Origin of the sequence: Phenylobacterium sp., from assembly GCF_013822795.1 — a bacterium.
In the GTDB taxonomy this organism is placed as follows: Bacteria; Pseudomonadota; Alphaproteobacteria; order Caulobacterales; family Caulobacteraceae; genus Phenylobacterium.
On sequence record NZ_PNLB01000025.1, the window covers coordinates 15,872 to 35,365 of the forward strand.

Consider the following 19,494-nt stretch of genomic DNA (forward strand, 5'->3'; position numbering starts at 1 on the left):
TGGCGGTGCGAGTCAGGAGGATCGGCATGGCGGCGTCCAAGTCCGTGATCGGCCAGACGGTCGAGGCCATCCGCGAGGCCGTGGCTCCGCCTGCCCGCCTGCTCAGCGACAGCGAGCGCAGCGTCGCAGCGGCCGAGATCTACGAAGCTGGCCAACTGACGCCGACCTACGCCTTCATGCTTTTCAGCGCCTGCGGGATCGCGGCGCTCGGCCTGCTGCAGTCCTCGGTGGCGGTGATCATCGGGGCGATGCTGATCTCGCCGCTGATGGGGCCGATCATGGCGATGGGCATGGCGCTGGCCCGGCTGGACACCCGCGCCTTCCGCTCGGCCGCCGCCACCTTGGCGATCGGCGCGGCGCTGTCGGTGGCCGCCTCCGTCCTGATCGTCTGGATCTCGCCGCTGAAGGACGCGACGCCGGAGATCCTGTCGCGCACGCGCCCCACCCTGCTGGACCTGATCGTCGCCCTGTTGTCGGGCTTCGTCGGAGCCTACCTGACCGTCAACCGCAAGGGCGGCGCGATCGCCGGGGTCGCCATCGCCACCGCCCTGATGCCGCCGCTGGCGGTGGTGGGCTACGGCCTGGCCACGGCCAACTGGCAGATCGCCAGCGGGGCCATGCTGCTGTTCCTGACCAACGTGGTCTCGATCCTCGGGGCGGTCTATGGCGTCGCCCGCCGCTACGGCTACCGGCCGCAGGCGCGCGAGGGGCGGGCGTGGGAGACCTGGGCGCTGCTGGGCGTCATGGCCGCGCTGTGCGTGCCGCTGGCGGTGTCGCTGCGCAGCATTGTCGCCGAGGCCCGCGAGACCGCCCGCGTCCGCAGCGTCGTGACCGAAGCCTTCGCCGGGACGTCGCCGCACATCACCGAGCTGGTGGTCGAGACCGGCCGGGGCGGCGCCAGCGACGTGCAGGCCGTCGTCGTCACCCGCAAGTACGTTCCCGGGGCTCAGGACGCGGTCGCCCGCCATCTGAAGGCCGGCGCCCACGTCGAGATCGAGCAGATCGTCACCGCGACGGGCGTGCCGCCGACGGCCGGCAGCGTCCTGGCCAACCGCGTCACGCCAACCAGCGCCCCGGCCGGACCGGAGCAGAAGCTGCGCGCCATGCTGAGCGGCGTCGGGCGCGTGGAGCAGGTGCGGCGCGACGGCGAGGCGCTGGAGGCCAGCGTGGTGCTGAACGGATCGCCGGGCCTGGCCGAGTATCGGGCCGCCGAGCAGGCCGCCCAGCGCTTCCTGCCGCAGACGCCGGTGCGGATTGTCCCGCCCCTCGCCCCGCTGCCGGCCGTGCCCTTCGCCTATGGCACGAGCGCACTGGACGCCGATGGGCGGCGAACGGCCGAGACCCTCGCCTGGGCGCTGAACCGCTGGGGTCTGAAGTCGGCCAAGGTCGAAGGCCTGGCGACGCCCGGCCCGCGCGGCCCCCGCGCCGCGGACCTGCGCGTGGCCCAGGCGCGCGGCGAGGCGGTGGCGAGCGTGCTGCGCGAACGCGGGATCGAGGTCAGCGTCGGCGCCAGCGTGCCGGACGTCGTCGAGGGCGACCCGGCGCGATACCTGGCGGCGCGGGTGACCGCTGCGCCCTAGATCACACCCTGCGCCGTCATGGCGTCGGCGACCTTTACGAAGCCGGCGATGTTGGCGCCGTCGACATAGCTGACCGAACCGTCGGCCCGCTCGCCGTAGCGCAGGCAGGAGGCGTGGATGCCGCGCATGATCTCCAGCAGCCGGCGGTCGACTTCCTCGCGCGGCCAGGAGAGCCGCATCGCGTTCTGGCTCATCTCCAGGCCGGACGTCGCCACCCCGCCGGCGTTGGCCGCCTTGCCGGGGCCGAACAGGACGCCGGCCTCTTCAAAGGCCTTCACCGCCTCAATCGTCGAGGGCATGTTCGCGCCTTCGGCGACGCAGAAGACGCCGTTGGCGATCAGGGCCTCGGCATCCTCGCGGCCGAGTTCGTTCTGGGTGGCGCAGGGCAGCGCCACGTCGCAAGGCACGGCCCAGGGGCGGATCCCCGCCTCGAACCGCAGGCCGAGCTTGGCCGCGTACTCAGAGACCCGGCCGAAGTAGTGGTTCTTCACCTCCATCAGCTCAGCGAGCTTTTCGGGCGTGAAGCCCTCCTCGTCGATCACCGTGCCGCTGGAGTCGGAAACGGTGATCACCCGCGCGCCCATCTGCATCGCCTTTTCGACCGCGTACTGCGCGACATTGCCGGAGCCGGAGACGCAGACGCGCTGGCCCTCCATCGAGCGTCCCGCGTGGTTCAGCATCTCCTCGGCGAAGTAGACCGTGCCGTAGCCGGTCGCCTCCGGCCGGATCAGCGAGCCGCCGAAGCTCAGGCCCTTGCCGGTGAACACCGCGTCGGCGCGGTTGGTCAGCTTCTTCATCATGCCGGCCATGTAGCCGACCTCACGGCCCCCGACGCCGATGTCGCCGGCCGGTACATCAGTGTCGGCCCCGATGTGGCGGAAGAGCTCGGAGATGAAGGCCTGGCAGAAGCGCATCGTCTCGCCCGGGCTGCGGCCCTTGGGATTGAAGTTCGAGCCGCCCTTGCCGCCGCCCATCGGCAGGGTGGTCAGAGCGTTCTTGAAGGTCTGCTCGAAGGCCAGGAACTTCAGCACCGACAGGTTCACCGTCGGATGGAAGCGGATGCCGCCCTTGAAGGGCCCGATCGCCGAGCTGTGCTGGATGCGATAGCCACGGTTGACGTGGACCTCGCCCTTGTCGTCCACCCACGGCACCCGGAAGATGATGATGCGCTCGGGTTCGACCAGCCGATGGATCAGGCCCTGTTCGGCATAGGCCGGATTGCGTTCGATGAAGGGCCAGAGGCTGGTCATGACCTCGGTCACCGCCTGCAGGAACTCGGGCTGTCCCTCGTTGTCGGCCGCGACGGTGGTGAGGCAGTCCTCCAGGCTCTTGAACTTCATCGGATCCTCGCGACCTATGCTTTAAAGAATGCTGCGGTCTAGGGCCTCGATCAGGTCCGCACAATCAGGAGTATGGCCGCCGCCACTCCTAGTGAGTAACGCCTTCGCGAGCTTACCCAAGGGGAACGGACGGCGCCGCCCGGGGTTCAAGCACCTCCATCCACGGAAGGAGAGCTGTCTTGAAAGTCAGCGAAGTCATGACCGCCCAGGTCGTCACCGCCAAACCGAAGACTTCGATCAAAGAGATCGCGCGCATGATGTCGGAGATCGACAGCGGTGTGATCCCCGTCGCCGAAGACGGCAAGGTGCTGGGCGTGGTGACCGACCGCGACATCGTCGTGCGCGTGGTCGCAGGCGGCGGCGCGCTGGACGCGCCGGTGTCCGACATCATGACCGACGACGTGCAGTCCTGCCACGCCGACGACAACCTGGCAGACGCGACCGCCAAGATGGGCGCGCACCAGGTCCGCCGACTGCTGGTCTATGGCGACGGACGGCTGGCCGGGATCCTGTCGCTGGGCGACGTGGCCCTGGACTACGGGGCCAAGGCGGTCGGCCGGACCCTCGAGGAGATTTCGGCCGAACCGGCCAACCAGCAGTAGGCCGCAGGAGAGGTCGGGTACGCGCCCCCTCACCCTCCCCTCTCCCCTTGAAGGGGAGAGGGACGTTGGGCTTGCGTCCAGCGGCCGCTCGCCGCTGAAGCCCTCGGGCACGGCGACCTCGACGATGGGGTCGTCCCACTCGGTGCGCAGGAGGCGTGATGTGGTCAGCGCAGCAGGGCGCTGCGACGCATCAGGTCGGCGCCTGAGGGTGGAATTTCGTCAATCGGCTTATCATTCTTATTTTCGCGCTCAACTCAGCCGTGTGGGCCTGGCGCGATCGGAGTGGTAGGAGGGCGAAGATGCCCGAACGTCCGACGAGCGATCCCGAACAAGCGCTGGCCGCGCGCGGCCTGTTGATGATCAATCTGGTCTCGGCGATGCACTGGTTCGACGAGGCGCTGGAGGCGGGACTGACCGCCCGCGGCTGGTCCTCGATCACACGCGTTCAGACGCTGGTGCTGGCCAGTCTCGCCACCGGCGTGAACCGCGCGACCAAACTGGCCCGCAATCTCGGCGTCACGCGCCAGGCCATGAGCCAGACCTTGGCGGAGATGGAACAACGCGGCCTGGTGACGGTCTCGCCCGACCCTGATGACAAGCGCGCCCGCCTGGTCGACTTCAGCCCGCAGTCGGCCGACATCCGCGACGACGCCATCATGATCCTGAAGGTGGTGGAAGCGACCCTGGCCAGCCGCATCGGTCAGCGCCGCCTGGACGACCTGAAGGAGGCCATGGCGGCCGATTGGGGAGCCTCGCCGATTGAGATCATTGCGGTGGCGGCAGGCGCGCCGCTTCCGCCCAGCAAACCCCGTGGCAGGCCGCGCAAGGTCGACGCCGCCAGCTGAGATCAACCGCGGCCTGGGCGAGAAGCCGTTCCAGAACCACGCGGTCGAACGGCAAACACCGCGCTTTTCGTCAATATAGTTTACAATAGAAACGACTCGGCTCCGCGGCCCCTCGGCTAGCGCCGGCCGATGTCGAGGAAGTCCGCGCCGCTGAAGTCCTCTGGCGCGGCGACCTCGACGATGGGGTCGTCGCGGTCGTCCCATTCGGTGCGCAGCGCCCGGCTCATCACCGCATGCATGTCGTACATGCAGGTGATGTAGGTCAGCTCGAGGATCTCGTGGTCGCTGAGGAACGCCTTGAGCGCTGTGAACACCGGTTCGGGCGTGCGGCCGGCCTGCAGCGACAGGCAGTCTGCATAGGCGAGCACCGCCCGCTCCTGAGCCGTGTAGCAATCGGCGACCTGCCAATGCGGGATGGCGGCGATGCGGTCCTCCGACACCTTGAGGCCGCGCAGCGACTTGCAATGCTGCGAGAAGACGAACTGACTGCCCTTGGTGAAGCCGACCCGGGTCTGAGCCAGTTCGCGCAGCACCGGGTCGAGCTTGCGATCGGGACTGCGATAGAGGGCAAAGCCGCGGTTGCAGTGCTCCAACACGTCCGGGACGTTGGCGAAGACGGTCCACCAGTCGCCGGGGGTGCCGGTGGTGGTTCCCGGCTGGGCGACCGGATCGCGGTCACCGAACAAGAGGTCGTAGCTGCGCAGGACCTTGGGGTCGGCCTCGGCGCGGGGGACCTGGCGCAGGCGTGGCATGGCCCCTACGCCTCCGCCAGAGCAGCGCTGGCCGGCGCGTGCCTGACGTCGTCCGGCCCGAACGACCGGGTGGTGGCGGCGAGCTCCAGCATGATGCCGTTGGGATCGGTGAAGTAGACCGAGCGGAAGAAGACACCCTCGTGGTTCTCGGCGCTCACGCCCATCGGGCAGTCGTCGTGATTGACCACCATGTTCGGCAGCACCTTCACCCCGGCGTCGACCAGCCGCTGGCGGTACTCGTCGAGCTTCTCCTCGGGCACGTTGAACGCCACGTGGTTCATCGAGCCGATGGCAGACCTCGGCTCCTCGGGGAACTGTTTGACCGAGGCGACGCCCGGCGCGGCGGGCGGAGCGTCGGCCCACCAGAAGAAGGCGACGGAGTCCCCGCCCCCGCAGTCGAAGAAGAAGTGCTGGCCGCCGTCCGGCAAAGCCACGGTCTTGTAGAGCGGCATGCCGAGGACCTCGGTGTAGAACTTCACCGTCTCGGCCATGTCCCGGCAGACCAGGGCGAGGTGATTGATGCCCGTCATACGCATCGAACTGCCTCCTTCCAACGAAGCTGCAGGCTAGAACTGCAGGACGATCTTTCCGAAATGCTCCCCGCCCTGCATGGCGGCGAACGCCTTGGCGACGTCCGTCCACGGGAAAACCTTATCGACCACCGGTTCGATCCGGTGCAGCTCGATGGCCCGGCACATGGCCTCGAACATGTCGCGCGAGCCGACCGACAGCCCTTGAAGCCGGGCGCTGTTGCCGATCAGGACGCCGGGGTGGACGCCCTCGGCCCCGCCGGCGACGACGCCGATGATGGCGATATGGCCGCCGATGCGGACCGCCTTCAGGCTCTGCTGGATGGTGCCGGCGCCGCCGACCTCCATGACGAAGTCCGCCCCGACGCCACCGGTCGCCTGGCGCACGGCGCCGGCCCAGTCCTCGGTGGTGCGGTAGTTGACCAGATGGTCGGCGCCGAGCGCCTTGGCGCGGGCCAGCTTCTCATCCGAGGACGAGGTGATGACCGTGCGATAGCCGGCCGCGTGGGCGAACTGCAGGCCGAAGATGGAGACGCCGCCCGTGCCCTGCAGCACCACCGTGTCGCCGGGCTCGAGCCGCGCATCTTCGAAGAGGCCGCGCCAGGCGGTCAGCGCCGCGCACGGCAGGGTCGCGACCTGCTGGTCGGTGAGGAAGTCGGGGACCTTGGAGACGCCTTCCTGACTGAAGACGCCCAGTTCACGCCCCGCGCCGGGCACCGGGAAGCCGAGCGCCGAAGAGAGCTTCTCCAGGGTCGGGCGGCCCGAGGTCCAGTTCTGGAAGAACAGGGTCGCGACTCGGTCGCCGACCGCCACGCGGGTGACGCCAGGCCCGATCGCCTCGACCACGCCGCAGCCGTCGGAAAACGGGGTGATGGTTCCGCCGGCCGTGGACGATCCGCGGCTGTACATGCCGTTGACCATCAGCATGTCGCGGTAGTTCAGCGACACCGCCTTCATGCGGACCAGCACTTCGCCATGACCCGGCGTCGGATCGGGCGCCTCGACCACCTTCAGGGCGTCGAAACCCCACGGCGCGGCGACTTCCAGAGCCCGCATGCATCCTCCCTTGGATTGTTTGGGGGGATTAGCCGCCCCTTCCTCGCGGGCCGCAAGACTGTCGTCGCGGAAGGAGCCCGCCTCTCGCTTCAGGGGTCGAGCCGCCGGACCCCATAGAGCCGCAGGGCGCCGACCAGGCCGAACGCCGACATCGCCGCCATGGCCAGGTAGCCCTTGGCCCCGACCAGGTCGAACAGCCAGCCCGAGCCGATGGTCGCCGCCCCCATCAGCAGGCCGCCGGAGAGCGCCGAGTTGATCGTCTGGGCGGCCGAGGCGTTGGCCGGGGTCGACAGCTTCTCGACCAGCTGCAGCGAGGCGAGGAAGGTCGCCGCATAGGTGAAGGTGTGCAGCGCCTGCATCGGCAGCAGCAGCCAGAGCGGCGGCGAAAAGGCCAGCACGGTCCAGCGGATCAACGCGGCGGTCCCGCCGATGACCAACAGGTTGCGCGGACCGATGCGGCGCCGCCACGGCTCCATGAACCACATGAAGCCGACCTCGACCGCCACGGCCAGGCCCCAGAGCAGGCCGGTGGCGCTCTCGGGCATGCCCTGCTGTTTCCACGAGAGGGTCGAGAACGAGTAGTAGAAGGCGTGGGCCGACTGGATGAGGCCGACCGACACCACCGCCAGCATGAAGTTGCGGTCGCGCAGCAGGTCGCCGAGGCCGGCGAGGCGTTCGGAAAGCCGGCTGCTCGCCCCGCCCTCGCGCACCGGATCGGGCGGCAGCAGGCCGCGCGCCGCGCCGGCCGCCAGCATGGCCGCCGCGGTGATCCAGACCAGCACCAGCTCGGGCGAGTAGCGGGCCAGCAGCGCGCCGACCACGACGTTGGCGATGATGAAGGCGACCGAGCCGATGCCGCGCGGCCAGCCGTAGTTGAAGCCGTCCCGGCCCGCCCGGCGGAAGACGATGACGTCGGTCAGCGGGATCATCGTCGAAAGGATGGTGTTGGCCAGGAACCAGACCCCGAACCACCAGGCGAAGCCGAACGGCGCGGCCAGCAGGCTGTAGGCGCACGCCACGGCCAGGCCCATCAGGATCAGCGGCGTGCGGCGCAAGGCGAAGCTGTCGGCCCACATGGCGATGGCCGGCGCCGTCACCCCCCGCGCCAGCATCGGCGCCGACAGGATCAGGCCGATCTCCGCGCCCGACAGCCCGCGCGAGGCGAACCAGACCGGGATGTACGGCGAGCTCGCGCCCGTCCCCACGAACAGGGCCGCGTAGAACAGACCAAGGCGGAGCGGCTGCGACATCTGCCTGCCCCGCTTAATCGAGTCGCCGCCAACAATCCCGTGACTTCGGGAGATTTAGCTGCGGCTTTTCCTTCCGCAACGGCGCCCAGCCGTGCTAGCGCGAAGCTTGAAATGTCCGAACACCGTAAAGCCGCGAGCGTATCCGAGCTCCTCGACCTGATCGCGGAACGCCCGGGCCGCGAGGTGTCGGTCGGCGACCTGCTGGACACCTTCGGCGATCGCGCCTTCGGGGCGCTGATGTTCGTGTTCGCAGCGCCGCTGGTGCTGCCGATGCCGCCCGGCGTCTCGGCGCTGCTGGGCGCGCCGCTGATCTTCATCACCTTCCAGTGGACGATGGGCCGCAAGACGCTGTGGCTGCCCAAGGTGATGCTGTCGCGGACCATGAGCATGGCCGACTTCCGCGCCCTGACCGTGAAGCTGAAGCCGCACCTGGCGCGGCTGGAGCGGCGGCTGCGGCCGCGGCTGACCTTCATGTACAACCCGCTGGGCGACCGGCTGGTCGGGGCGCTCTGCTTCGTGTTGTCGCTGATCGTGTTCCTGCCGATCCCGTTCGGGAACATGCTGCCGAGCTTCGCGATCGCCGCCTTCGCCATCGGCGGGGCCGAGCGCGACGGGCTGGCGGCGCTGATCGGCTGGGTGGCGGCGATCCTCTCGGTGGTGGTGCTTATCATCCTTTCGAAGGCGATCGTCGCGGCGATCCTGGCCTTCTTCGCCACCCTGCTCGGGATGTTCTGACTACTTGGCGCGTGTGCGCCAGCTGGTCACCCAGTCGCCTGGCCCGACGCCGCGGCATTCGCCCATCAGGTCCTGAGCGGTCGGCGCAAAACCCTTGCCGTCCCAGACCCAGGTGTTGACCGCCCCGCAGTCGCCGAGACCGCGGCCCTTCTCGAAGTTCGACAGGGTCCGGGTGGCCGGATCGTAGTCGACGTTCATCAGTTCGGTGGTCGTCTCGACCGTGTCGGCGTAGCGGATCGGCAGTCGCCGGGCGACGCCCTTCGCGTCCACCACCGCGAAGCTGTAGATCATGTTGTAGGCGCCGCGCGTGCAGAGCGGCGCCCAGAGGGTGAGGTCCGGCGACAGCCGCGCGGAGATCGGCGCGATCTCGAGCGTGGCGATGTCGTCGTCGCAGTCGCCCATCAGCGCCATGACCGAGGCTGGCGGCTTCTTCGGCAGACCCGCCTGAGACGCGGCGGGCGCCGCCCGCACCAGCGGGAGTTCCGGCGCCGGCGGCACGCTGGCGGCGGTGGCCGGTCCCTTGGCGACCAGGGCGGTGACGCCGCCGGCCCGCTTCTGCTTGTCGTCCATCCAGCGCAGGGCCGCCGAGCTGCCGGCCAGGGAGATCGCGCCGATCGGCTTGCCGCTGGCCGCGACCTGCAGCGCCTGGCCGTTGGCGGCCGCGGAGAGCACGGCGGCGGTCTGAGCCGGGGTCAGCTCGGCGGCGGCGCGGCCGTCGCCGTCCTCGCTGGCCGCCCTGACGCTGGCGAGCGCGCGGCCGTCGACCGACAACGACCAGATTCCGGGCGGTCCCTCCATCACCAGCCTGGCCTGAGGCGCGTCGGCGGCGGCGGCTCCGCGCTCGACCTTCAGATAGCCGGACATCTCGAAGGCTTCGCCCGCGAAGCCGAAGGCGGCGCACTGGCGGGTGTTGTCGCAGGCGACCCACCAGTCCTTGAAGCTTTCGTTGGCCAGGGCCGGCGTGGCAGCCGCCATCGCCAGGCCCGCCATGGCCAGAACCTTGCCAGTCATCGCCCGCTCCCCGGTTGCCGAACTGCGTTCGCAGCGTAAGGTCTCGTTACGGCCTTCGTCGACGGAGAACTCCCCATGACGCGTAGCCACGACAAAGCCCTGCGAGAGCGGGCCGCCGCGGTGATCCCCGGCGGGATGTACGGCCACCAGGCCGTCGGCCTGCTGCCTGACGACTACCCGCAGTTCTTCTCCCGGGCCGAGGGCGCGCACATCTGGGACGCAGACGGCAAGCGCTATCTCGACCTGATGTGCGCCTACGGTCCGAACCTCTTCGGCTATGGCCAGCCCGAGATCGACGCGGCCTATGTGCGCCAGCTGGGGCTCGGCGACACCCTGACCGGGCCGACCGAGCTGATGGTGCGGCTGGCCGAGGAAATGACCCTGCTGGTCAGCCACGCCGACTGGGCGATGTTCTGCAAGAACGGCACTGACGCCACCACCATGGCGCTGATGACTGCGCGGGCCCAGACCCGGCGCAAGACCATCGTGCGGGCCAAGGGCGCCTATCACGGGGCCGCGCCCTGGTGCACGCCGCGTCCGGCCGGCACCACCGACACCGACCGCGCGCACCAGATCTTCTGCGACTACAACGACGTGGCCAGCCTGGAGGCGGCGGTGGCGCAGGCCGGCGACGACCTGGCGGCGATCTTCGCCGCGCCGTTCAAGCACGACGCCTTCATCGACCAGGCCGCGCCGGACGCGGCCTATGCCCGGCGCTGCCGGGAACTGGCCGACCAGACCGGGGCGCTGCTGATCGTCGACGACGTACGGGCCGGGCTGCGGATGGCGCGCGATTGCTCGTGGTCGGTGGTGGGCGTCGAGCCGGACCTCTCGACCTGGGGCAAGTGCATCGCCAACGGCCATCCGATCTCTGCGCTGCTCGGCTCGGAGAAGGCGCGCAAGGGCGCGGCCTCGATCTATGTCACCGGCTCGTTCTGGTATCAGGCCGCGCCGATGGCCGCGGCGCTGGAGACGCTGCGGCTGGTGCGCACCACCGACTATCTGGAGCGGCTGATCGGCATGGGTGCACGGCTGTCGGCGGGGCTGACCGAGCGGGCGGCGGCGGCAGGGTTCGGCCTGCGCTGCACCGGGCCGGGCCAGATGCCGCTCTATCTGTTCGACGACGACCCCGACCTGCGGAAGGGCTTCTTCTTCGTCTCGCAGATGCTGAGCCGCGGGGTCTATCTGCACCCCTGGCACAACATGTTCCTGTGCGCGGCGATGACCGAGGCCGACATCGACGGGGTGCTCAATGCCGCCGAGGACTCGCTGGCGGCGCTGAAGCGTGAGGCCGGCGGCCTGGCCCCGGTCGAAAAGCTGGCCTTCCTGGCCGGCGGACAAAGATAAGAAAGTTCAAAGGGTAGGAACGATGGACGATTTCTCCGAGCACGACGGACTGGCGCTGGCGGCCCTGGTGGCCAAGGGCGAGGTCACGCCGCTGGAGCTGGTGGACGCGGCCATCGAGCGGATCGAGCGGCACAATCCCTCGCTGAACGCCGTGGTTTACAAGGCCTATGACGAGGCCCGGAAGACCGCCCAGGGTCCCCTGCCCAACGGGCCGTTCAAGGGCGTGCCGTTTCTGATCAAGGACCTCGGCGTGCCGGTGGCCGGCTGGCCGCGCACCTATGGCAGCCGCTTCGCCGCCGGCTGGGTCGACAAGGACGACTGCGGCCTGACCCGGCGCTATCGGGAGAGCGGCGTGGTGCTGGTCGGCAAGACCAATACGCCGGAGTACGGCATCACCGGGGTGACCGAGGGCGGCTATCTGGGCGCCTGCCGCAATCCCTGGAACCCCGACCACGTCTCGGGCGGCTCCTCCGGCGGTGCGGCATCTGCGGTGGCGAGCGGAATGGTGCCGTTGGCCCACGCCAGCGACGGGCTAGGTTCGATCCGCATTCCGGCCGCCTGCTGCGGGCTGGTGGGCCTGAAGGTCACCCGCGACCGCACCCCGAACCTGCCGGACGGCGACAACTACGCCATGGGCTTTTCGGTCGACCATGTGGTGACCCGGACCGTGCGCGACAGCGCCGCCATGCTGGACGCCACCGGCCGCCCTGAGCCGGGCGCGCCGTTCGAGGCGCCGCACAAGGAGCGGCCCTACATGGAGGAAATCGAGCGCAGCCCCGGCAAACTGCGCATCGCCTGGTCGTCGGAGACGCCGTCGGGCCGGCCGATCGACCCGCAGGTACAGGCGGCGCTGGAACGCACCGCCGCGCTGCTGAGGGGCCTGGGCCACGAGGTGGTCGAGAAGGGTCTCGGCATCGACTACCGCGCCCTCTACACCGCCCGCGCGCCGGTCTCGGGCGCCAACTTCGCAGCCAACATCGCGCGGCTAGCGGCCATGCTGGGCCGCGAGCCGCAGGAGCACGAGCTGGAGCCGCTGACCTGGGCGGCGCTGAAGAGCGGCCGCAAGGTGACCGGCGAGCAGGCGTTCCGCGGCTGGCAGGATCTGCGCGACCTGAACCGCAAGACGCTGATGTTCTTCGAGGACGTCGACGTCTACCTCTGCCCGGTGCTGGGCACGCCGGTGCCGAAGGTCGGGCTGATCGACCCCGTGGCGGTCGACCCGCAGGAGCTGAACAAGCGCCAGAGCAAGGCCTTCCCCTACACCCCGCCGTTCAACTTCTCGGGCCAGCCGTCGCTGTCGCTGCCGCTTGAGGTGGACGAGGACGGCCTGCCGATCGGGATGATGTTCACCGCCCGCTTCGCCGACGAAGCGACCCTGTTCCGCCTTGCCGCGCAATTGGAGAAGGAAGCGCCCTGGAAGGGACGCCGGCCCGCGCTCTGGGGGTAGAAAGCGTCATCCCTCCCGCGTTAGCTTGGGGCCAGGATTCTAGGAGTATTCCATGAGCGACCGGATCGAACGGCCCTGGGCCCTGATGCGCCATCACGCGGGCTGGGCCGACGTCTTCCATATCGAGAACGAGACGGCCGACTCGATCACCGGCTTCTATCCCGACCGCGAGACGGTCGGCCCGCCGGTGAACTACAGCGTGCGCGCGGTGCTGGCGCGCTTCCCGACCATGGAAGCGGCCCGCGCGGCGCGTGAAGGCGCGGTGCTGGAATGGCGCAAGCATGACGCCGGCGTGCGTGAAGCCGAAGACAAGCTGCGCGCGGCCGAGAAGGCGCGTGAAGACGCCTGGCTGAACTGCCTGCGCGGCGCGGCCGACGGCAAGTAAGATCGGACGAGATGCTCCCCCTCTGGGGGAGCTGTCAGCCGCATGGCTGACTGAGGGGGACCTTGAAGCTCGTAGAGAGCAGTCCCCCTCCGTCTCGGCGCTGCGCGCCGAGCCACCTCCCCCAGCGGGGGAGGATCTTGAGTTAGAACCTAAGGCCCTTGGCGATCGCCCAGGCGGCAAGCACCGCCAGCGCCAAGCCGACCAGCAGCCGCCAGAGGGCGGCGGGACGCAGCGCCTCGCCCTGGAACGGGCGCTTGCCGGTGATCATCGCGCCGACCAGGTTCTGGCGCTTCCACACCCAATAGAAGCCGATCGCGGCGATGTGCAGGGCGACCAGCGCCTGCAGCACGCGGAACACGGTCTCGTGCAGCTCGGCGGCGACGCGGCTGGCGTCGAAGCTGACCAGATGCGACAGCGGCCCGGATTCCAGCCCGTCGAGGTCGCTGGCGAACAGGCCCAGCCCCACCTGGACCAGCATCACCGCCAGCATGGCCAGGACGCTCCAGGCGCCGAGCGGGTTGTGGCCGGGGCCGTCGCTGGACCGGCGAGCGCCGAGCGTGCGCATGTAGGCCAGCGTCGCGCCGGGCCCCTTCAGGAAGTGCGTGAACCGCGCGGTCGAGCCGCCGGCGACGCCCCACCAGAGGCGAAAGACCAACAGGCCGATGATCGCATAGCCGGACCAGCGGTGGACCTGCATGTTCTCACCGGCCGAAAACCACGAGACCAGCAGCAGGACTACCAGCGACCAGTGCACGATCCGGGTCGGCAGGTCCCAGAGCGGGCGCGGCGGTCCCGCCGCGACGTCCGAAGCCATGACTATTTCTCGATGCGATAGACGTCGTGGCAAGCCTTGCAGGTCCCGCCGGTGGCGCGGAACTGGGCTTTGATCGCCTCCACGTCGCCAGCCGCGGCGACCGTCTGCAGCTTGCCGGCCTGGGTCTGGAAGTTGGCGGCGGCGGCCCCGAACTTGGCGGAGTCCGTCCAGATGTTCGGCTTGGCCTCGGTCTTGAAGCCCGCCTCCGGCCCCGAGCCCTTGGGGAACCACTTGGGAACCTGGGCGGACTGGGCGTTCACCACCGCGGCGTTAGCGGCGATGAGCTTGACGTCGGGCGAGCCCTTCTTGAGCTCGTCGCTGATCGCCTTGAAGGACGCGCCGATCTTCTTGTAGCCGGCCTGACGCGTGGCGATCGCGGTTTCGGCCGCGGAGGCGGCGATCGCGCCGGTGGCGCCGAGCGCCAAGACGAGCGCGATGGCGAGGGGTTTGGCGGGGCGGATGGGCATCGTCGAACCTCTGCTTGGTTGATCGGTCCAGAGTGGGCGCCCGGCCAGCGGGCGTCAATCGACGATGACCAGCGCTGATTGCGGGAATGTTGCAGGCGTCAGGTGCGCGGCTTGGCGACGGGAGCCCCCTGGCGTCCGGCCTGAGCGATGAGCGCGCCGCACGACGCGTCCTCGGCGAGGCCGAGATCGACGAACGGCAGCACCGCGGCCAACGGCGCGACGAGCGCGCCGAGCGCGGCGGCGACGCCGCCCTGCGCAAGGGCGCCCGAGGCTTCGACGCCAAGCTTCAGTTTGATGATCGGCCCCTCGATGGTCACTGGCGCGGTCACCCTGATCAGCCGAGGCTCCTTGGCGTGGCCGGTCATGCGCAGGTCCATCGTCTCGTCCCTGAGGTCGATCCTTCCCTCCCCGGTGCTCAAGACCGGCGTGGTGTCGAGGATGATGCGGTTGGCGGTCAGCACCCCGCCCTTGGCCTGGAAGTGGGCGACGGCGCAGCGCAGATCGGTCTTGCTCTGATCCTTGGCGAGCAGCAGGCCGAGCCCCTTGGTGACGTTGATCCCCATCAGTTCAGCGAAGGCCGCGCGGATTTCGCCGCCGGGAACGACGAACAGCACTTGACCGTCGGCGTGGGCGGCGGCCTCGCGCACCGAGGTCCCAGCGCCGGTGAGCTTCACGCGGCCGAGCAGAGAGCCGGTGATCGGCGCGGTCCCGCCGCTGCGGATAGGGATCAGCTCCTCCAGCCGCGCCCGCGACAGGCGCAGGTCAATGCTGGTGACGGGCGTGTCGCGCCGCGCATCGAGCTGGGCCCCGCCGGCGAGCGCGCCCTGATTGAGGTCCAGCCGCAACGGGTTCGCATCGAGCACGCCGTCCTTCAGCTTGATGTGCACAGAGCCGGCGCGTACCGGGAAGCGCGGCGAGGAGATGCTGGCGGCCGCGTACTTCACGTCGGCGTCCATGGCGCGGATGCGCGAGATATCGAGCTTGGCGTCCGGCAGCAGCCGACGCTGGGCGGCCATCTGCCGGCCGACCTCCTGCTGGGCCGTGGACGCCGTTTCGCCCCCGCCGCGCGCTGGAGCTCCGCCGAACACCGCGGCGAGATCGTCGAAATCGAGGCGCTTGGACCGCAGGTCGGCAGTCAGGAATGGACGTTCGCCCGCTGTGTTGACCGAGAGGGCGCCAGCCATGTCGCTGTCGCCCACGCGCCCGCCGACCCCGTTCACACGCCAAAGCCGCTGCTCGCGGGAGAGTTGGCCCGACAGCCGATAGGGCGGCGAGTTCGGGAAAGCGACCCCGGTGAGATCGTAGAGATCGGCAAGGTCCGGCCCGCTGGCCGTCACCTGCGCCTGGAACCGGCCGAGGTCGAACGGCCGGCTGATCTGGCCCTTAGCCAAGATCCGGGTCGCGCCGGCCCGCACATCGGCGTCGAACGGATAGGGCCGACCGGCACGGACGTTGACCAATGGCCCGCCGGTCAGCGCCAGGCTGAACGGGGCGCCGTTGATCGCCCCGTTGCCCGACATCACGAAGCCTGGGTTCGCCGCGCCGCGCCGCTCGGCGGCGTCGACGGCGGCCTCCAGGCTCAGCCGGCGGCGCGCGTCCTTGAACGACACCCGCCCGTCATCGATGCGGAAGTCCTGGATCGGCGGCAGGCGAAGCGGCTTGGGCGGGGCGTCGGGGCGCAGCGACCAGTTCGCCCGTCCCTTGGCGTCGCGCAGCAGCACGAGTTTGGGTCGGGTCACTTCGAGGCGGCGAAACACCAGCTGCCCGCGCAGCAGCGGCAGCGCTTCGATCTGCAGATCGAGCCGCTCGATTTCGGCCATCTGTCCCTTACCGGCCCAGGCCGGTTGGCCGATCTGCAGGCGTCCGACGCTGGCGCTGGGGTTGAGGCTGAGCGGCCGCACGTCGAGATCGCCAAGAATGGCGACCTCGCGGTCAAGGCGCGCGGAGGCGAAACGCGAGATCGGACCGCGAAGCTGGTTCCAGTCGAGCACGGCGAGCACGACGATCCCGCCGCCAATCACCACCGCCACGGAGCCGGCCGCAATGGCCAGCCCTCTACGGTGGGCGCTGATCCAATGTCGTACCCCGCGTCGGGGCTTGTCGCTCGCATCCTTCGGCAATGGCTCGCTCCGGATGATCCAGAACGCGCCAGAGGCGGAGCGGTGGCGCCGCTAGTGGCGCACGCCGCGGCCTGAGAACGCCGCGACCAGCGTGATGACGATGATCCTGATGTCGAAGACCAAGCCGCCGCGCGCTAGGTAGTCGGCATCCAGCCGCGCCTTTTCGGCATTGGGAAGATCGTCGCGGCCGTTGATCTGGGCCCAGCCGGTAACGCCGGGACGCAGGGCCTCGACGCCAGCCGCGGTGCGCAGGGCCACTAGGTCGTCCTGGTTGAACAGGGCCGGGCGCGGCCCGACCAGGCTCATGTCGCCGACCAGCACGCTCCAGAGTTGGGGCAGTTCATCCAGGCTCGAGCGGCGCAGGAAGCGGCCGAGCGGCGTGATCCAGGCGTCGGGGTCGGTGAGCAGGTGGGTCGCGACGTTCGGAGCCCCGGTCTTCATGGTCCGGAACTTCGGCATCTTGAAAAGGCGGTTATAGCGGCCGACCCGGCTGGACCAGTGCAGGGCCGGTCCTGGGCTGTCGACGCGCACGGCGAGCGCGATCACCGCCATGACGGGGGCGAGCACGATCAGTCCGGCCAGGGCCGCCAGGATGTCGAAGGCCCGCTTGGCCACGCGCGCTGTCCCCTCGCCGTCTGCAACGGGTCAGGGATAGCCCGCTGCGGGCGCCCGCGCCAAGGGTCAGGCTTCAGGCGGCGGATCACCAGCCGGACGATCCTTGGCGCGCGGCTTGACGGCAGGGTCGGACGCGGCCTCGACAACCGGATCGGGAAGCGGCTCGACGATGGATTCGGGCTCGGCCTCGACGTGCGGCGGGACGAACGCGTCCACCGTCGCGGCCGCGATGTCCGCACCGACTTGCAGCGCCTGCTCGACCATGGCCCCGGCGACGACCGAGGCCTCGGCCACCGCCGCGAGCGGTTCCGGCGGCACGGAGTCGGCGGCAGGCGCCGGCAAGGTCGCAGCGGAAGACGGCGCAAGCAGCGCTTCGAGATTGGCGCGGTCGGTCCAGCGGGTCATCCACCAGTAGGCGACGCCGGCCGAGGCCGCGCCCGCGAACATGAACCAGAGCGGCGAGGCCGCGCCGACAGGGATGTAGAGCGCTTTCTGCGGGTCGAGGGACGCTGGCCCCTCTGCGAACACGGTGAGAGCCATGGGTACGCCTCCAAACAGCCGGGGTTTGTGCGATGCAGCAAACCCTAACCCGACTTTTCGCAGGCGCAAAATGAAGCTTTCAGGCGCTCCAGACCTGGGCCTTGCCGCTCTGCCCCAGCCGCGCCACCGTCCACGCGCAGATCTCAGTAAGCGGCGCCTCGAAGCCTTCTGGCGCATTGGCCAGCACCAGGGCGCAGCCGTTCATCTTCATCGGATCGGTCAGCGGCCGCATGCGCGCCTCGGCGACCAACAGCGGGCCTTCATAGGCGTCCTCGGCCTCGCGCAGGAAGGAATCGAAGGTCTCCAGATCCTTGAGCGGCATCCAGACCATGATCACCGCCGCGGGGTTCTTGGCGGTCAGCGCGCCCAGCGCGGCGGCGCAGCGCTCATAGTCGTCGCTCTTCTCGAAGGGCGGGTCGATCAGCACCAGGGCCGGCCCCTGTTTCGGCAACCGGGCGGCGACCTCGACATAGCCGTCGGCGCAAACCGTCTTGGCCGCCGGCCAGCTCGCCAGGGTGTCGGAGAGCGCCGAGTGCTCGGGCGCGCGCAACTCGCAGCCGAGATAGCTGTCGCCCTTGCGCAGCGCGCCGGCGACGAGCAGCGGCGAGCCCGGATAGAGGTTGGCGGTCTCGCCGCCGTTGAGCTTCACCACCGCCTGGCGCAGCGGCTGCATCGACGGCGGCAGGTCGGCCGCCTGCATCAGCTGGGCGACGCCCGCCTTTGCCTCGCCTGAGCGCTGAGCCTCCTCGCCGGTCAGGTCGTAGAGGCCGCGGCCAGCATGGGTGTCGAACACCGCCAGCGGTCCCGGCGCCGCCTGCAGCCGGGCGAGCAGGTCCAGCAGGGCGGCGTGCTTGACCAGGTCGGCGAAGTTCCCGGCGTGGAAGGCGTGACGGTAGTTCAAGGCGGCGTCCTTGCGGGGGGAACCGGGCCGAGGCGGCCCCTGTTGTGAGCGTCGGTGCTTCCTGCCACGTCCCGCCCGCATTGCCAAAGGCGCGCCATGCCCCGCGACACAGTTCCGCCGCCGGCGGGCGGCCTCGCCTATGTGAACGATCACGAGCCGGGCCTGTCGCGGACGGCGGGCGCGAGCGGGTTCAGCTATCGCGACGCGGATGGAAAACCGGTGCGAGACGAGTCGATGCTGGAGCGGATCGCCGCCCTGGTGCTGCCGCCGGCCTGGACCGACGTCTGGATCTGCGCTTCGCCGCGCGGACACATCCAGGCGACCGGCCGCGACGCCCGCGGCCGCAAGCAGTACCGCTATCACGACGCCTGGAGCGAGGCGCAGGCCGGCGAGAAGTTCGAGCGGCTGATCGCCTTCGGCCGGCTGCTGCCCAAGCTGCGCGGCGAGGTCGAGCGTGACCTGCGCCGCCGGGGTCTACCGCGCGAGAAGGTGCTGGCCGCGGTGGTGGCGCTGATGGAGCTGACCCTGATCCGGGTCGGCAACAGCGAGTACGCCAAAACCAACAAGAGCTTCGGCCTGACCACCCTGCGCGACCGTCACGCCGAGATCACCGGCGGCGGGGCGGTGTTCGAGTTCCGCGGCAAGAGCGGCAAGGTGCATCGCACCGGCTTTCGCGACCGGCGGCTGGCGCGGATCGTCAAGGCCTGCCAGGACGTGCCCGGCCAGCGTCTGTTCCAGTATGTCGACGAGGCCGGCGAGCGGCGAGCCGTGGAGTCCAGCGACGTCAACGCCTACATCCGCGAAGCGATGGGCGAAGGTTTCTCGGCCAAGGACATCCGCACCTGGGCCGGCACGCTCTACGCCGCGCGCGGACTGGTCGAGCAGCCGCCGGCCAAGGACGCGGCCGAGGCCAAGCGGCGCGTCGTGGTGACGGTGAAAGCGGCGGCCGCGCTGCTGGGCAACACCGCCGCGGTCTGCCGCAGCTCCTACATCCATCCGCTGGTGCTGGAGGCCTACGAGCGGGGCGCGCTACCGCTGAAGCCGGGCCGCTCGCCGCGGGCCTTCGAGCTCTCGGTGCTCCGCTTTCTGGAAGCCGCACAAGAGGCCGCGCGCTGACGCGCCGTCACCCTGGCGCTGCTTGCGAATTGGGAGTTAGC

The 19,494-nt window shown here is 69.9% G+C and carries 20 protein-coding genes; 8 read left to right on the plus strand and 12 right to left on the minus strand.

Translation table 11 applies throughout. The features are described from left to right. The first annotated feature begins 26 nt into the window (after nt 1-26). A complete protein-coding gene (locus tag C0481_RS19505) occupies nt 27-1,580 on the plus strand; it encodes a DUF389 domain-containing protein (RefSeq protein ID WP_293406954.1) in 1,554 nt (517 codons plus the stop codon). Here the strand turns inward: C0481_RS19505 and gdhA are convergent. Then, a complete protein-coding gene (gdhA, locus tag C0481_RS19510) occupies nt 1,577-2,920 on the minus strand; it encodes an NADP-specific glutamate dehydrogenase (protein WP_293406956.1) in 1,344 nt (447 codons plus the stop codon). The two genes, C0481_RS19505 and gdhA, sit on opposite strands and share 4 nt — an antisense overlap. A 179-nt stretch (nt 2,921-3,099) precedes the next feature. Between gdhA and C0481_RS19515 the strand changes: the two genes are divergently transcribed. Continuing rightward, nucleotides 3,100-3,522, plus strand: coding sequence for a CBS domain-containing protein (locus C0481_RS19515; RefSeq protein ID WP_293406958.1), 423 nt, complete (start codon nt 3,100-3,102; stop codon nt 3,520-3,522). A 299-nt stretch (nt 3,523-3,821) separates the two neighbouring features. Continuing rightward, nucleotides 3,822-4,367 (plus strand): helix-turn-helix domain-containing protein, encoded by a 546-nt coding sequence (locus tag C0481_RS19520; protein WP_293406960.1) that lies wholly within the window; start codon nt 3,822-3,824, stop codon nt 4,365-4,367. Nucleotides 4,368-4,483: 116 nt separating this feature from the next. Here the strand turns inward: C0481_RS19520 and C0481_RS19525 are convergent, their stop codons facing one another. The 4 genes from C0481_RS19525 to C0481_RS19540 all read right to left on the minus strand — a co-directional run bounded on the left by C0481_RS19525 (nt 4,484) and on the right by C0481_RS19540 (nt 7,955). Beyond that, complete coding sequence (locus C0481_RS19525) at nt 4,484-5,119, minus strand: carboxymuconolactone decarboxylase family protein (protein ID WP_293406962.1); 636 nt, start codon at nt 5,117-5,119, stop codon at nt 4,484-4,486. Nucleotides 5,120-5,124: 5 nt separating this feature from the next. After that, nucleotides 5,125-5,655 (minus strand): VOC family protein, encoded by a 531-nt coding sequence (locus C0481_RS19530; protein ID WP_293406964.1) that lies wholly within the window; start codon nt 5,653-5,655, stop codon nt 5,125-5,127. A 30-nt stretch (nt 5,656-5,685) separates the two neighbouring features. Next, nucleotides 5,686-6,705: an NAD(P)-dependent alcohol dehydrogenase gene (locus tag C0481_RS19535; protein ID WP_293406966.1), complete on the minus strand. Its 1,020-nt coding sequence runs from the start codon at nt 6,703-6,705 to the stop codon at nt 5,686-5,688. 89 nt (nt 6,706-6,794) lie between these two features. Next, nucleotides 6,795-7,955: an MFS transporter gene (locus tag C0481_RS19540; RefSeq protein ID WP_293406968.1), complete on the minus strand. Its 1,161-nt coding sequence runs from the start codon at nt 7,953-7,955 to the stop codon at nt 6,795-6,797. A gap of 111 nt (nt 7,956-8,066) precedes the next feature. Here C0481_RS19540 and C0481_RS19545 point away from each other — a divergent pair, with 111 nt between their 5' ends. Next, nucleotides 8,067-8,690: an exopolysaccharide biosynthesis protein gene (locus C0481_RS19545; RefSeq protein ID WP_293406970.1), complete on the plus strand. Its 624-nt coding sequence runs from the start codon at nt 8,067-8,069 to the stop codon at nt 8,688-8,690. On the opposite strand, the gene C0481_RS19550 is transcribed toward C0481_RS19545, so the two are convergent. Beyond that, nucleotides 8,691-9,701: a DUF1176 domain-containing protein gene (locus C0481_RS19550; protein WP_293406972.1), complete on the minus strand. Its 1,011-nt coding sequence runs from the start codon at nt 9,699-9,701 to the stop codon at nt 8,691-8,693. A 75-nt stretch (nt 9,702-9,776) separates the two neighbouring features. Between C0481_RS19550 and C0481_RS19555 the strand changes: the two genes are divergently transcribed. The 3 genes from C0481_RS19555 to C0481_RS19565 are packed head-to-tail and all read left to right on the plus strand — an operon-like array spanning nt 9,777 to nt 12,880. Beyond that, a complete protein-coding gene (locus tag C0481_RS19555; RefSeq protein ID WP_293406974.1) occupies nt 9,777-11,048 on the plus strand; it encodes an aminotransferase class III-fold pyridoxal phosphate-dependent enzyme in 1,272 nt (423 codons plus the stop codon). A gap of 22 nt (nt 11,049-11,070) precedes the next feature. Beyond that, nucleotides 11,071-12,495 (plus strand): amidase, encoded by a 1,425-nt coding sequence (locus C0481_RS19560; RefSeq protein ID WP_293406977.1) that lies wholly within the window; start codon nt 11,071-11,073, stop codon nt 12,493-12,495. Nucleotides 12,496-12,547: 52 nt separating this feature from the next. Then, nucleotides 12,548-12,880, plus strand: coding sequence for a hypothetical protein (locus tag C0481_RS19565; protein WP_183777139.1), 333 nt, complete (start codon nt 12,548-12,550; stop codon nt 12,878-12,880). A gap of 142 nt (nt 12,881-13,022) precedes the next feature. Here the strand turns inward: C0481_RS19565 and C0481_RS19570 are convergent, their stop codons facing one another. From C0481_RS19570 to rlmJ, 6 genes are all read right to left on the minus strand, one after another. Beyond that, nucleotides 13,023-13,694 carry a cytochrome b/b6 domain-containing protein gene (locus C0481_RS19570; protein WP_293406979.1) on the minus strand — a complete coding sequence of 224 codons (672 nt, stop codon included), beginning with the start codon at nt 13,692-13,694 and terminating at the stop codon, nt 13,023-13,025. A 2-nt stretch (nt 13,695-13,696) separates the two neighbouring features. Beyond that, nucleotides 13,697-14,161 (minus strand): cytochrome c, encoded by a 465-nt coding sequence (locus C0481_RS19575; protein WP_293406981.1) that lies wholly within the window; start codon nt 14,159-14,161, stop codon nt 13,697-13,699. A gap of 98 nt (nt 14,162-14,259) precedes the next feature. Next, a complete protein-coding gene (locus tag C0481_RS19580) occupies nt 14,260-16,191 on the minus strand; it encodes an AsmA family protein (RefSeq protein ID WP_293406984.1) in 1,932 nt (643 codons plus the stop codon). Between the two features lie 141 nt (nt 16,192-16,332). Continuing rightward, the gene (locus C0481_RS19585; protein WP_293406986.1) at nt 16,333-16,896 is read right to left on the minus strand and encodes a sugar transferase; all 564 of its coding nucleotides are present in this window, start codon (nt 16,894-16,896) and stop codon (nt 16,333-16,335) included. 66 nt (nt 16,897-16,962) lie between these two features. Then, nucleotides 16,963-17,436, minus strand: coding sequence for a hypothetical protein (locus C0481_RS19590; protein WP_293406988.1), 474 nt, complete (start codon nt 17,434-17,436; stop codon nt 16,963-16,965). 79 nt (nt 17,437-17,515) lie between these two features. After that, nucleotides 17,516-18,337, minus strand: a complete 822-nt coding sequence (gene rlmJ / locus C0481_RS19595; RefSeq protein WP_293406990.1) for a 23S rRNA (adenine(2030)-N(6))-methyltransferase RlmJ — start codon at nt 18,335-18,337, stop codon at nt 17,516-17,518. Nucleotides 18,338-18,433: 96 nt separating this feature from the next. On the opposite strand from rlmJ, the gene C0481_RS19600 reads away from it, so the two are divergent. Further along, nucleotides 18,434-19,453 carry a DNA topoisomerase IB gene (locus C0481_RS19600; RefSeq protein ID WP_293406992.1) on the plus strand — a complete coding sequence of 340 codons (1,020 nt, stop codon included), beginning with the start codon at nt 18,434-18,436 and terminating at the stop codon, nt 19,451-19,453. Nucleotides 19,454-19,494 lie beyond the last annotated feature (41 nt).

What these genes read in the sequence shown, in the direction of transcription:
- C0481_RS19555 (WP_293406974.1), top strand. Translation starts at nt 9,777, where the DNA reads ATGACGCGTAGCCACGACAAAGCCCTGCGAGAGCGGGCCGCCGCGGTG.
- C0481_RS19545 (WP_293406970.1), top strand. Translation starts at nt 8,067, where the DNA reads ATGTCCGAACACCGTAAAGCCGCGAGCGTATCCGAGCTCCTCGACCTG.
- C0481_RS19575 (WP_293406981.1), bottom strand. Translation starts at nt 14,161, where the DNA reads ATGCCCATCCGCCCCGCCAAACCCCTCGCCATCGCGCTCGTCTTGGCG.
- C0481_RS19530 (WP_293406964.1), bottom strand. Translation starts at nt 5,655, where the DNA reads ATGCGTATGACGGGCATCAATCACCTCGCCCTGGTCTGCCGGGACATG.
- C0481_RS19590 (WP_293406988.1), bottom strand. Translation starts at nt 17,436, where the DNA reads ATGGCTCTCACCGTGTTCGCAGAGGGGCCAGCGTCCCTCGACCCGCAG.
- C0481_RS19520 (WP_293406960.1), top strand. Translation starts at nt 3,822, where the DNA reads ATGCCCGAACGTCCGACGAGCGATCCCGAACAAGCGCTGGCCGCGCGC.
- C0481_RS19525 (WP_293406962.1), bottom strand. Translation starts at nt 5,119, where the DNA reads ATGCCACGCCTGCGCCAGGTCCCCCGCGCCGAGGCCGACCCCAAGGTC.
- C0481_RS19535 (WP_293406966.1), bottom strand. Translation starts at nt 6,705, where the DNA reads ATGCGGGCTCTGGAAGTCGCCGCGCCGTGGGGTTTCGACGCCCTGAAG.
- C0481_RS19570 (WP_293406979.1), bottom strand. Translation starts at nt 13,694, where the DNA reads ATGGCTTCGGACGTCGCGGCGGGACCGCCGCGCCCGCTCTGGGACCTG.
- C0481_RS19505 (WP_293406954.1), top strand. Translation starts at nt 27, where the DNA reads ATGGCGGCGTCCAAGTCCGTGATCGGCCAGACGGTCGAGGCCATCCGC.
- C0481_RS19565 (WP_183777139.1), top strand. Translation starts at nt 12,548, where the DNA reads ATGAGCGACCGGATCGAACGGCCCTGGGCCCTGATGCGCCATCACGCG.
- C0481_RS19550 (WP_293406972.1), bottom strand. Translation starts at nt 9,701, where the DNA reads ATGACTGGCAAGGTTCTGGCCATGGCGGGCCTGGCGATGGCGGCTGCC.
- gdhA (WP_293406956.1), bottom strand. Translation starts at nt 2,920, where the DNA reads ATGAAGTTCAAGAGCCTGGAGGACTGCCTCACCACCGTCGCGGCCGAC.
- C0481_RS19540 (WP_293406968.1), bottom strand. Translation starts at nt 7,955, where the DNA reads ATGTCGCAGCCGCTCCGCCTTGGTCTGTTCTACGCGGCCCTGTTCGTG.
- C0481_RS19600 (WP_293406992.1), top strand. Translation starts at nt 18,434, where the DNA reads ATGCCCCGCGACACAGTTCCGCCGCCGGCGGGCGGCCTCGCCTATGTG.
- C0481_RS19560 (WP_293406977.1), top strand. Translation starts at nt 11,071, where the DNA reads ATGGACGATTTCTCCGAGCACGACGGACTGGCGCTGGCGGCCCTGGTG.